This window comes from Candidatus Hydrogenedentota bacterium, from assembly GCA_019637335.1.
Classification (GTDB): Bacteria; Hydrogenedentota; Hydrogenedentia; order Hydrogenedentales; family JAEUWI01; genus JAEUWI01.
The window spans coordinates 31,881-44,061 of the sequence record JAHBVV010000037.1; the positions used below are offsets into that span (position 1 = coordinate 31,881).

The 12,181-nt window shown below is 66.5% G+C and carries 7 protein-coding genes; 1 reads left to right on the forward strand and 6 read right to left on the reverse strand.

Features of this window, described 5'->3' with window-relative positions; translation table 11 throughout:
- Positions 1-43: 43 nt before the first annotated feature.
- The 6 genes from alaS to KF886_24880 all read right to left on the reverse strand — a co-directional run bounded on the left by alaS (position 44) and on the right by KF886_24880 (position 11,164).
- On the reverse strand, positions 44-2,674 hold the full coding sequence (gene alaS, locus KF886_24855; GenBank protein ID MBX3180589.1) for an alanine--tRNA ligase: 2,631 nt from the start codon (positions 2,672-2,674) through the stop codon (positions 44-46).
- 107 nt (positions 2,675-2,781) lie between these two features.
- Positions 2,782-3,741, reverse strand: a complete 960-nt coding sequence (locus KF886_24860; protein ID MBX3180590.1) for a ketopantoate reductase family protein — start codon at positions 3,739-3,741, stop codon at positions 2,782-2,784.
- A gap of 219 nt (positions 3,742-3,960) precedes the next feature.
- Entirely contained in the window at positions 3,961-4,734 is a 774-nt protein-coding gene (locus tag KF886_24865; protein ID MBX3180591.1) for a ComEA family DNA-binding protein, read from the reverse strand.
- A gap of 50 nt (positions 4,735-4,784) precedes the next feature.
- Entirely contained in the window at positions 4,785-6,236 is a 1,452-nt protein-coding gene (locus tag KF886_24870; GenBank protein ID MBX3180592.1) for a DUF1501 domain-containing protein, read from the reverse strand.
- A gap of 34 nt (positions 6,237-6,270) precedes the next feature.
- On the reverse strand, positions 6,271-7,587 hold the full coding sequence (locus tag KF886_24875; protein ID MBX3180593.1) for a GntP family permease: 1,317 nt from the start codon (positions 7,585-7,587) through the stop codon (positions 6,271-6,273).
- A gap of 34 nt (positions 7,588-7,621) precedes the next feature.
- Entirely contained in the window at positions 7,622-11,164 is a 3,543-nt protein-coding gene (locus KF886_24880) for a PSD1 domain-containing protein (GenBank protein MBX3180594.1), read from the reverse strand.
- Between the two features lie 125 nt (positions 11,165-11,289).
- On the opposite strand from KF886_24880, the gene KF886_24885 reads away from it, so the two are divergent.
- Positions 11,290-12,093 (forward strand): lysophospholipase, encoded by an 804-nt coding sequence (locus KF886_24885; GenBank protein MBX3180595.1) that lies wholly within the window; start codon positions 11,290-11,292, stop codon positions 12,091-12,093.
- The last annotated feature ends 88 nt before the right edge of the window (positions 12,094-12,181 follow it).

Here is a 12,181-nt window from a genome sequence, read left to right on the forward strand (position 1 = left end):
CAGGGACGGCAGGGACCTGAGGGACCTGAGGGACCTGAGGCGCCTAACCGACCAGGCCTTTCACAATTTCCGGGACCTTTGCCAGGGCTTCGGGCAGTTTATCGGGCAGCTTTCCGCCGGCCTGGGCCATGTCGGGCTTGCCGCCGCCGCCGCCGCCGACGATGGGGGCGACTTGTTTTACGATTTCACCGGCCTTCACCTTGCTGGTAAGGTCGTTTGTCACACAGACCGCAAGCGCGACTTTGTCGTCGGCGACGCTGCCGAGGACAATGACGCCGGAGCCGATTTTGTCGCGCATGCGTTCGATGAGGCTCTTGAGGCCTTTGCCGTCCTGGCCGTCGACGCTCGCGGCGACGACCGGTATGCCCGCGACGTCTTGCGCCTGGGCGAGGAGGTCGCCAATATTCGCGGCGGCCGCGGCGGCCTTCCACTTCTCGACTTCCTTCGCCAGCTTTCGATTTTCTTCGAGGAGGATCTTGACGCGATCCTCGACGGCATCGACGCTGGTGTGGAGCAATTGCGCGGTGTGGTTCAGCTGGCGCTCGCGGGCCTGGATGGTGGCGACGCAGGGCTCGCCGCAGACGGCTTCAATGCGCCGGACGCCGGAGGAGATGGATGCCTCGCTGAGGATCTTGCAGTAGCCGATGACGCCGGTGCGGGGGACGTGCGTTCCGCCGCAGAGCTCCATGGAGAAATCGCCCATGCTGACGACGCGGACGACGTCGTCGTACTTTTCGCCGAAGAGGGCCATGGCTCCGGCGGCGCGGGCATCTTCGAGGGCTTTGAGTTCGATCTGGACGGGCTCGTCGCGCCGGATGTAGTCGTTCACGAGGCGCTCGATATCGTCGAGGCGATCGGCGTCGATGCCTTCGAAGTGGGTGAAGTCGAAGCGGAGGCGTTCCGGGGAGACCAGCGAGCCGGCCTGGTGGACGTGATCGCCGATGACATTCTGCAGGGCGGCCTGAAGCAGGTGGGTGGCGCTGTGGTGGCCTTCCGTGCGGCGTCGCGCGGCGGTGTCCACGATGGCTTCGACCTTGTCGCCGACTTTGAGCACGCCTCCATTGACGCGGACCTGGTGGCAATGCATCTTGCCGACGACTTTCTTCACGTCGGTGACCATGGCGTTGCCGTTCGGGCAGTCGAGCACGCCGGTATCGCCGACCTGGCCGCCGGATTCGGCGTAGAAGGGGGTCCGGTCGAGGATGATTTCGCCGTGCTGGCCTTCCTTGAGTTCGGCGACGCTCTGCTTGTCCACGATGATCGCCTTGATTTCGGCGGTGGATTCGGTGGATTCGTAGCCGACGAACTCGGTGTCTCCGTGCTGTTCGCGGACGGTGTTGTAAACGGGCGCGATTGCGTCCTGTCCGCTGCCGGCCCAGGCGCTGCGCGCCATTTCCTTCTGGCGGGCCATGGCCTTCTTGAAGCCTTGGTGGTCCACGGTGTAGCCGCGGTCCTCGGCGATGTCGGTGGCGAGGTCCAGCGGGAAGCCGTAGGTGTCGTGGAGCTTGAAGAGCTCCTCGCCCGGGGTTTCCTTGAGGCCGTCCTTGTCCATTTGCGCGAAGATGTCGTCGAGCAGGTTCATGCCGCGCGCGAGGGTGCTGCCGAAGCGCTCCTCCTCGGTCTGGATGATGCGCTGGATCTGTACGCGCTTCTCGATGAGCTCGGGGTAGTGGTGGCCCATGCGTTCCGCGACGGTGGGGGCGATCTGGTGGAGGAAGGGCTGTTCCAGGCCGAGTTCGCGGCCGAAGCGGGCGGCGCGGCGCAGCAGGCGGCGCTCGACGTAGCCGCGGCCTTCGTTGCTCGGGAGGATGCCGTCGGCAATCATGAAGGAGAGGGCCCGGATGTGGTCCGCGATGACGCGGTAGGGCACGGGATTCTCCGCGTAGGGCACGTTTGCGATGGCCTGGGTGGCTTCGATAATGGGGAAGATACCGTCGGTGTCGAAGACGGTTTCCTTGCCCTGCAGGAGCGCGGCGAGGCGCTCGAGGCCCATGCCGGTGTCGATGCCCCGGTTTTTCAGGGGCGGGCGGCTGCCGTCAAGTTGCTGGTCAAACTGGGGGAAAACGAGGTTCCAGAATTCGAGGAAGCGTTCCTTCGGATCATTTTCGGGGTCGGCGTTGGGGTCGATGTGCTCGCCCTTGTCGTAGAGGAGCTCCGAGCAGGGCCCGCAGGCGCCCGTGTCTCCGGCGGGGCCCCAGAAGTTGTCCTTTTCGCCGAGACGGTGGATCCGCTTCTCCGCGACGCCGATTTCCTTGTGCCAGATATCGTAGGCTTCGTCGTCATCGCGGTATACGGAGACGTGGATGGCCTCGGGGTTGAAGCCGAGCACGTCGGTGGAGAATTCCCAGCCCCACTGGATGGCCTCGCGCTTGAAGTAGTCGCCGAAGGAGAAATTGCCCAGCATCTCGAAGAAGGTGAGGTGGCGGGAGGTTTTTCCGACTTCATCGAGGTCGTTGGCCTTGCCGCCTGCGCGGAGGCACTTCTGCGAGGTGGCGGCGCGCCGGTAGGGCACGGGGACCTCGCCGGTGTAGAAGGGCTTGAACTGCACCATACCCGCGCTGGTGAAGAGGAGGGTGGGGTCGTTGCCGGGGACGATGGTGTCGCTCCGCTCGATTACGTGGCCGCGCGCTTTGAAGAACTCGAGGTATTTTGCGCGGATTTCGTCGCTTTTCACGGGTATTCTCCAGGTCGTAGGGCTTGTTTGGGGAAGTGCTTACTCTAACAAATACAGGGGTATAGGTGCACCTTTTGGCGGCGCGGTCGAAATGTGGCGGGCAGGGGCTACGGGCGTGCGTGGGAGGCGGCGTAGAGGCGCTCGCGCGCCTTGACGAGGCGGGTGATGGTGCGGTTGACCGGACATTCCACGCCCGAGGCTTCGCCGAAGCGGACGATGGCTCCGTTGAGTGCGTCGACTTCGGTGCGGCGGTGGAGTCGGAAGTCCTCGTGGGTGCTTCCGAAGTGGGCGGCGGTCGGGGGTACGAGTTTTTCGTAGAAGAGGTCGAGGTAGGCCTCGTGGGTGGGGGGATCGAGGGGGATGCTGCGCGCGGCGGCGACGTTGTAGAGCTCGCGGACGACATCGGCCATGATGGCGCGGGTCTCGGGGAGTTCGGGCAGGCCGCCGTAGGGCAGGTCCAGCAGGGCGCAGAGTGCGTTGAGGGCGCTGTTGTAGGCGACTTTCCGCCAGAGTTCGGCGGCGATTTGATCGGAGTAGACGGTGGGCAGGGCGGCGTCGTCAAGCGCCTGGGCCAGGGCGCGTACGCGTTCGGGATCGGGCCCGTCCGGATAGACGCCGAGGGCGGTGGGCCGCGCGATGACGGTGACGCCGACGTGGCCGGGTTCGGGGATGTGGACGCCGAAGATGACCATGGCCTCGACGACGCGATTCCAGCCGGTGGTTTCGGCGATGGTTTCGGCGTTGCCGAGGCCATTCTGCCAGGAGCAGACGAGGGTGTGATCGGCGAGGAGGGGGGCGGCCTGGGCGATGGCGGCGGCGGTGTCGTAGGACTTCACGGCGATGAAGACGACGTCGAAATCGCGGTCTATGACATCGGCGGCGGCGGTTACGGCGCGCATGCCGGTGATGTGGTGTTCGCCCCAGATGCCGGTGACGTGGAGGCCGCCTTCGCGGATGGCGTTCATGTGCGCGGGACGTCCGACGAGGGTGACCTGGTGTCCCGCGCGGGCGAGGAATCCTCCGAGAATACTGCCGAGCGCGCCCGCGCCCATCACCAGAACCTTCATTTGTAATTGGTCTCCTTTGGGGGGAAGTTTACGGGATAGGGCGGGGGTGGCGCATCCTGTGGGTGGGGGACGGAGGGTTGGGGAGCCGCTCGTGTGGGGTGGTTGGGATGGATTCGGGGTTGGCGTTGCTCCAGGCACACGAAGGCGCTGGGGCGCCATCGCGTGGCACGGGAGTGGTGGGGTGGTGTGGAGGTTGGGGTGGGTTGGGGGCTTTTCGGGTTAATAGACGGTGATGTGTGGGCGGAGGGTGGCCATTTTGGCGGGGCCGATGCCGCTTACGTTTTCGAGGTCGTCGATGTGTCGGAAGGGCTGCTGGCGGCGGTGGGCGATGATTTTGGCGGCGGTGGCGGGCCCGATGCCGGGGAGTGTTTCGAGGGCGGCCTGGCTTGCGGTGTTGATGTTGATTCGGCCGGTGGCGGCGTGTTGGTTGGCGCGTTGGTTTGAACCTGGGCTTGCGGCGGCGGTGTCCGGGCTGGCGTGGGAAGCGGTGTGCTGGTCGAACTGGTACCAGGCGGAGCGGGTGTAGGCTGGGGGATTGTGGGGGTTTGCGGGGTCGCTGTAGACGCCGCCCTCCCCGCGCGCGAGCCGGGGCACGAGGAGGGTGGTTTCGTCGGCGAGGAGGGCGGAGCGGTTGATGTCGGAGAGGTCGCTTCCGGGAAGCGGGCCGCCGGCGGCGTCGAGGAGGTCTTGTACGCGGGCGCCGGGATCGAAGAAGTAGAGGCCGGGCTTTTCGACGGCTCCGAGAATGCCGACGCCGATGGGTTCGGGCGGGGGCGCGACCGGTTCGGGGGCGGGGTTCAGTCCGGGCGGACGGGGCGCGTGGGGTTCCGGCAGGGCGGGCGCCGGTGTTGCGCGTGCCGCGAAGGTCTCTGCTTGCGGCGGGGGCGCACCGGTGGTGTCGCGCGCCGCGAGCACGGCGGCTCCGAGGAGAATGGCCCCGGCGAGGCCGAGGAGCATCCACTGCTCGCGGGCGGTGAAGAAACGGTTTTGCATGCGCGCCCCCCCGGCACGGTTCCTCTACTGCGTTTCGGTTTTTCCGCGTACTACGCGATGATGTCGTTTACGATGCGCCCGTGGACGTCCGTGAGCCGGAAGTCGCGGCCCTGGAAGCGGTAGGTGAGGCGTTCGTGGTCGATGCCCATGAGGTGCAGCATGGTGGCGTGCAGGTCGTGTACGTGGACGGGGTCCTTGACGACGTTGTAGGAGTAGTCGTCGGTCTCGCCGTGGACGTGTCCGGGTTTGACGCCGCCGCCGGCCATCCAGATGGTGAAGTTGCGACCGTGGTGGTCGCGGCCGTAGTTGTCGAGGTCCATGCCCTGGCAGTAGACGGTTCGGCCGAATTCGCCGCCCCAGACGACGAGGGTGTCTTCGAGTAGGCCGCGTTGCTTCAGGTCGCGGACGAGGGCGGCGGAGGCCTGGTCGACGTCGCCGCACTGGAGCGCCAGGTCGCTGGGCAGGTTGCCGTGCTGGTCCCAGCCGCGGTGGTAGAGTTGTACGAAGCGGACGCCGCGCTCGATCAGGCGTCGGGCGAGCAGGCAATTGGCGGCGTAGGTGCCGGGCTTGCGGGAATCGGCGCCGTACATGTCGAAGATGTGGTCGGGCTCTTCGTTTACATCCATCAGATCGGGAACGGAGGTTTGCATGCGGTACGCCATTTCGTACTGCTGGATGCGGGCCTCGATCTCGGGGTCACCGAAGGCGTCGAAGGCCATGCGGTTGAGTTCGCCGAGGCTGTCGAGCATGTTGCGGCGGCTGGCGGTGGTGATTCCGGGCGGGTTGGTGAGGTAGAGGACGGGGTCCTTCCCGCTGCGGAAGTTGACGCCCTGGTGCTCGGAGGGGAGGAATCCGGAGCCCCAGAGGCGCTGGAAGAGGGCCTGGGCGTCGCGCTTTGCGCTGCCGTGGGAAATCAGCACGATGTAGCCCGGGAGGTCTTCGTTGTCGCAGCCGAGTCCATAGTTCAGCCAGGCTCCCATGCTGGGGCGTCCGGGCTGCTGGTGGCCGGTCTGGAAGAAGGTCATGGCGGGGTCGTGGTTAATCTGGTCGGTGTGGAGCGTCTTGACGACGCAGAGATCGTCGGCGATTTTGGCGGTGTGGGGGAGCAGTTCGCTCATCCAGATGCCGGATTCGCCGTGCTGTGCGAATTTAAATTTGGACGCGACGACGGGGAAGCGGTCCTGGCCGGAGGTCATGCCGGTGAGGCGCTGTCCGCCGCGTATCGATTCCGGCAGGTCCGTGCCGTGGAGCGGGTCCATCTGGGGCTTGTAGTCGAAGAGGTCCTGCTGTGCGGGCCCTCCGGACTGGAACAGGTAGATGACGCGCTTGGCCTTCGGGGCGAAGTGGGGGTGTCCGAGGGCGCCGCGCCCGGCGGGCGGAACGGCGGCGTGGCCATTGCGGGCCATTAGCGCGCCGAGGGCGGCGACGCCGATGCCGGCGCTGGCGCGGCCGAAGAACTGGCGCCGGGTGACGTGTTGGAGTTTCTTGATTTCGAATTCCATGGGCCTGTCTCCAGAGATTCCTGCTACCGGGCCATTATAAACCGATAAGGAACAAAATTATAGCCAGGATCGCGCCGGTAAAGGGGACGACCACGGTCAATGCCGCGACGGGCAGGTAGGCCGTGCGGTGGGTTTCGCCGCAGATGGCGCGGATGGTGGTGACGACGTAGCCATTGTGCGGGAGGGAATCGAGCCCGCCGGAGGTGATGGCGATGACGCGGTGGAGCGCGTCGGGGTCGACGCCGGCGGCTGTGTAGTGGGGTCCGAGGATGGGGAGCGCGATGGCCTGGCCGCCGGAGGAGGAGCCGGTGAGGGCGACCACGACGCTGATGGCGACGGCGGCCCCGATGAGTCCGTTTCCGGGGATGGCCTCCATGTAGGCGAGGGCTCCCTGGAAGGCGGGGGTGAGCCTGGCGATGCTTCCGAATCCGACGACGGCGCAGGTGTTGCTGATGGCGACGAGTGCGCCGAAGGTGGAGGCGGAGAGGGCGGATTCGAGGTCGACCAGATTGCGCCAGTAGATGGCGACGGAGAATATTAGGCCGGCGAGCAGCGCGACCACGAGGGCGGCGTCGCCGATACCGGCGATGACGCTGCAATAGAACGATACGGCCAGCACGAGCACGAGCGGGAAGGCTCCGAGTAGGGGGTGCGGGAGGTTTCTGTGGCGCGGGCCGGTGGCGTCGCCGCGATCCTCGAAGCGCTCGCCGCGGTCTCGGGCGCGCTTGAGCATCTTTGTGAACCACCACATGCCGGCGCAGGCCATGAAGAGGGCGACGGGGAGGCTGACTTGCCATCCGGCATAGTGGGTGGTGCCGAGGTACTTCATGGGCAGGAAGTTTTGGATTTCCATGGAGCCGGCGGAGGTCATGGTGAAGGTGCCGGAGCCGAAGGCCAGCGCGGCGGGGATGAAACGGCGGGGGAGATCGGCCTGTTTGAAGAGGCTGACGGCCATCGGGTAGACGGAGAAGGCGACCACGAAGACGCTTATGCCGCCGTAGGTCAAGACGGCGCAGGCGAGTACGACGCCGAGTGCGGCGTGGCGTATGCCGAGTTTGCGCACGATGGCGCTGGCGACGCTGTCGGCGGCTCCACTGTCCTCCATGACCTTGCCGAACATGGCTCCGAGGAGGAACACGGGGAACCAGTCGCGGAGGAAGCCGGCGAAACCGGCCATGTAGCCGGCGAGGAAGCTGTTCCCGCCCTCGGCGGCGGGCAGGAGGAGCGGAATGCCGCTCGCGAGGGCGACGGCGACGCCGCACAGGGGCGCGGCGAGGAGGATGTTCATCCCGCGAATTGTCAGGGCGATCAGCAGGGCCAGGCCGCCAATCAGCCCGGCCATGCTGAGTATCATTGCCAGGGTCCTTCCGCGCGGTGTCGCGGGATCAGGTCTTTGTAATGGTTTCGTCCATGTTGAGAATCACGCTTGCGACCGTACTCCAGGCGGCGAGCTCGCCGGGGTCGAGATCGGGGTTGGCGGGGGCCATTCCGACGGCCAGGAGATCGGTTGCGCGCGCCGGCTCGCTTGCGAAGGCCGCGCGCTCCTTTTCGTAGAGGCCGCGGAGGACGGCCATTTCTTCGGGCCGCGCGGGGCGCGCCAGTGTGAGGAGGAAGGCGTGGTTGATGCGCACTTCGGGCGAATCGCCGGCCTCGGTCAGCATGCGCTCGGCCAGGAATCGGGCGGCCTCGACGAACTGGGGGTCGTTCAGGAGCGCGAGGGCCTGGAGGGGGGTGTTGGAGCGGCTTCGCTTAACGGTGCAGGTCTCTCGGTTGGGGGCGTCGAAGAGCATCATGGTGGGCGGCGGGCTGGTGCGCTTCCAGAAGGTGTACATGCTTCGCCGGTGCAGGTGGGGCATGTCGCCCAGCTCAAACTTCTGGGCGGTGAAGCCGGCTCCGTAGGCGACCTCTTCCCAGAGGCCGAGCGGCTGGTAGGGGCGGACGCTCGGTCCGCCGACGTCCTTGCGGAGGAGGCCGCTCACGGCGAGGGCGTTGTCGCGCACGACCTCGGCGTCGAGGCGGAAGCGCGGCCCCGTGGCGATGAGGCGCTCACCGCCGGGGATTTCCTTCAACTCGGGGCGTCGCGCGGAGGACTGGCGGTAGGTGGCGGAGGTGACGATCAGGCGGTGCATGTGGCGCACGTCCCAGCCGCTTTCCATGAATTCGGCGGCGAGCCAGTCGAGGAGGGCCGGGTGGCTGGGCATTTCGCCCTGGGAGCCGAAATCCTCGGCGGTGCGGACGAGGCCGGCCCCGAAGTATTGCTGCCAGAAGCGATTGATGGTCACGCGGGAGGTGAGCGGGTGGTTGGGGCTGACGAGCCACTCGGCCAGGCCGAGACGGTTTTTCGGGGCTTCCTCCGGCATGGGCGGCAGGACCGCGGGGACGCCGGGTTCGACTTTTTCGCCGTAGGCGTCGTACTGGCCGCGCAGGAGGACAAAGGTCTCGCGGGGCTCGGCCATTTCGCGCATCACCATGGAGGTGGGGAGTGTTTTCTCGAACGCGGTGCGCTCTTCGCGGGACTGAGCCAGTTGCGCGTCGAGGTCCCGCCACTGCGGGGAGTTTGCGCGGCGGTAGAAGGTGCGGAGCTGGGCGGATTCGGCGTCGGTGCGGGCGTCGGGGGCCTTCGCCAGGGCGAGTTCGATGCCGATGGGGAACTCGCCGGTTTGTTCGTTGGTGTTCTTGAAATAGAAGGCGTAGGCGTTGCCGTAGTTGACGACCTTCATGAGCAGTTCGTTCTCGCCGGCTTCCAGGTTCACTTCGACGCGATCCTGGTCCGCCGCGACGCCGCGCTGCGTGTTGTTGTCGTGGACGACGCGCCCGTTGAGCCAGATCTTGACGGCGTCGTTGCTGCCGACGGAGAGGGTGGTTTTGCGGGCGGTCGGGGCGATGACCTTGCGGTAGAGATAGGTTGCGCAGACACGTCCGCTCAGGGAATGAATCTTGCCGTCTTCATAGCCGGGCACGGCGAGCTGCCACTTCTGTCGCCCGTCGGGGTAGGTGGCTTCCAGGTCGATTCCCTGTTCCGGCTCGAAGGCGGTGTTGTAGGCGGCGTCGCCGTCGGCGGCGGTGTAGGGGCCGGCGATATACCACTGGTCGAGGCGGGCCAGGGCCATGTCCTGGTTGGCGGTGACGGCGAGGCGTACGCGCGCGGCGGCGTGCTGCGCGAACTCGCTTTCGTGCCGGATGCGCAGCTTGAGGCGCGTGCCGGAAGCGTATCCAAAGGGCGCGCGCGGGACAAAGACGGCGGTTCGGGCTCCGGGCGCCTCGTGTCCGCCGGCTCCGTATCCGGTTTCGGGTTTTCCGTCGATGGCTTTGGCGATGCCGAGGTTGGGCTGGGCGTAGTCGACATCGGCGGAGACGAATTCGAGGCGCTGGAAGTTGGGATCGCCGGTTGCGGCTCCGGTTTCGACCTCGATTTCGCTGATGACGACATTGCCGTTGTCGGAGCGCCCGATCGAGGCGTTGGGAGATGCGGGATCGGGCAGGAGTTCGAGGCGCAGGCCGGTGATTCCGGATTCAGTGAGCGCGTACTCGATTTCGTAGGTGTCCGCGGCCGGGTTTTCACCGCCGGCGAGTACGGAGCCGTCTTCCTGTACGGTGAGGTTCGATCCGCCGGTGGAGGCCGCGCTGGCGGGGGTGAGGACGCGCCATTTGTTCTGTAGGCGCGCGCGGCTGGCTTCTTCCCAGGCCGCCTGGGCCGCGTCCACCTCGGGCATGGGCCCGTCCATGGCCTCTTCGAGGGTGCGCACGCGCTCATTGAAGCGGGCGAGTTTGGCGTCCTGCGTATCGGTGGAGGCGCGCAGGAGGGGAACCGCGTTGCCGTCGCGCCCGTCGATGCCCTGTTCTTCAATGGTGTTGAAGAACGCGTACATCTTGTAGTACTCGTCGTGGGAGATCGGGTCGTATTTGTGTTCGTGGCACTGGACGCAGGCCATGGTGAGGCCGAGCCAGACGGTGCTGGTGGCGTCGACGCGGTCCATGACGTAGGCGGTCTGGTATTCCTCCGGGATGATGCCGCCTTCGAAGTTGATCATGTGGTTGCGGTTGAATCCGCTGGCGATGAGCTGGTCCTTGGAGGGGCTTGTGAGCAGGTCGCCGGCGAGCTGTTCGACGGTGAAATCGTTGAAGGGCTTGTTTTCCTGGAACGCGCGGATGACCCAATCGCGCCAGGGCCACATGTAGCGCTCGTTGTCGATATGGTAGCCGTTGGTGTCGGAGTAGCGTGCGGCGTCGAGCCAGTAGCGGGCGAGGTGCTCGGCATGCTCGGTGGAATCGAGGAGGCGGTCGGCCAGGCGTTCGTAGGCGTCATGCCGGGGGTCCGCCATAAAGGCCTCCACCTGCTCGATGGTGGGGGGAAGGCCGGTGAGGTCGAGGTAGAGGCGGCGCACCAGGGTTCTTTTGTCGGCTTCGGGTGCGGGCGACACGCCTTTAGCGGCCATGCGGTGGAGGATGAAGGCGTCCACCGGGTTCTTGACCCAGGCGGGATTGGGGGTTTCCGGGAGTTCGGGGCGAATGATGGGCTGGAAGGACCAGTGTTCCTCCCACGGGGCTCCCTCGGCGATCCAGCGGGTAAGGACATCGATATCGTTCGTGGTCAGTTGCTTGGGGTGGTCCGCCGGGGGCATCCGGTCATTGGGGTCTTCGGCGGTGATCCGGGCGATGAGCACGCTTGCCGCGGGGTCGCTGGGCACGATGGCCTGCTTTCCGGATTTCAACGCGGCCGTGGCTCCGTCGAGCGAATCGAGGCGCAGACCGGCCTTTCTGGTGGCGTCGTCGGGCCCGTGGCATGCGAAGCATTTGTCGGACAGGATGGGGCGAATGTCCTGGTTGAACTGGATGGGATCGCCCGGGGCGGCGGCTTCGGCGGCGGCGTGGCCGGTGGCCGCAAATGCGCCGGCGGCAATGAAAAGAGTGAATGCGTATGTTTTCATGGGTTAAGTATCCTCAACCCAGCATTATTCCAGAGTTCTTTTGGGGAGTCAACAAAGGGACCGCCGTTATTCGCCCGTTGCGGGTGCTATGATGGAACGGCGCACGGTGCGCGCCGGAGCGAAGGATGGCCACGCATTCTGTACATGAATGGAAGCCCGAGGGCCCGCCGCGCGCTGGGCTGCTGATCGCGCATGGGTACGCGGAGCACGGGGGGCGTTATGGGGCGCTGGCGGCGGCGCTGAACGGGGCCGGGGTGTATGTGCGGGCGTATGATCAGCGGGGGCACGGGCGCAGCGGCGGGCGGCGCGGTCAGCTGCCGGCGTTCGACACGCTGGTGGGAGATTTGTCGGCGCAGCTGGACGCGGCGCGGGGGGCGGAGGGTGCGATGCCGTGGTTTCTGCTGGGGCATAGTATGGGCGGGTTGGTGGCGGCGCATTTTCTGGCGGTGTCGGCTCCGCCGGTGGCCGGGGCGATCCTTTCGAGCCCGTTTCTGGCGTTGCCGGACGATGTGCCGGGGTGGAAGCGGCGTTTTTCGGGGGTGCTGGGGCGTGCGTTGCCGTGGCTGCCGGTGGCGCGGCTGGAGACGGCGGCGCTTTCGCGGGATCCGGCGGCGGTATCGGCGTATGAGGGTGATCCGCTGGTGTATCACGGTCCGGTGCGGGCTGGCGCGGGTTTGGTGCTGCTGGAGGGGGTGCGGCGGAGCGCCGGGCTTGGGCGGCGGGTTGGCGCGCCGCTGTTGTTGCTGCATGGGACTGCGGACCGGATTGCGCCGGTGCGGGGGAGCGATGGTTTCTTTGCGGGGGTGGCTCCGGGGCGGGGGACGTATCTCCGGGAGGAGGGTGGCTACCACGAGCTGTTTCATGATGTGTGCGGGGAACGGATGGTGTGTGCGGTGGTGGGGTGGGTGGAGGCGCGGTTGGGGTTGTGAGGGCTGGGGGTTGGGGGGGTGGGGGAATCGCTCGTTTGGGGTGGTAGGGCTGGATATGGTGGTGGTGTTGCTCCAGGCACACGAAGGC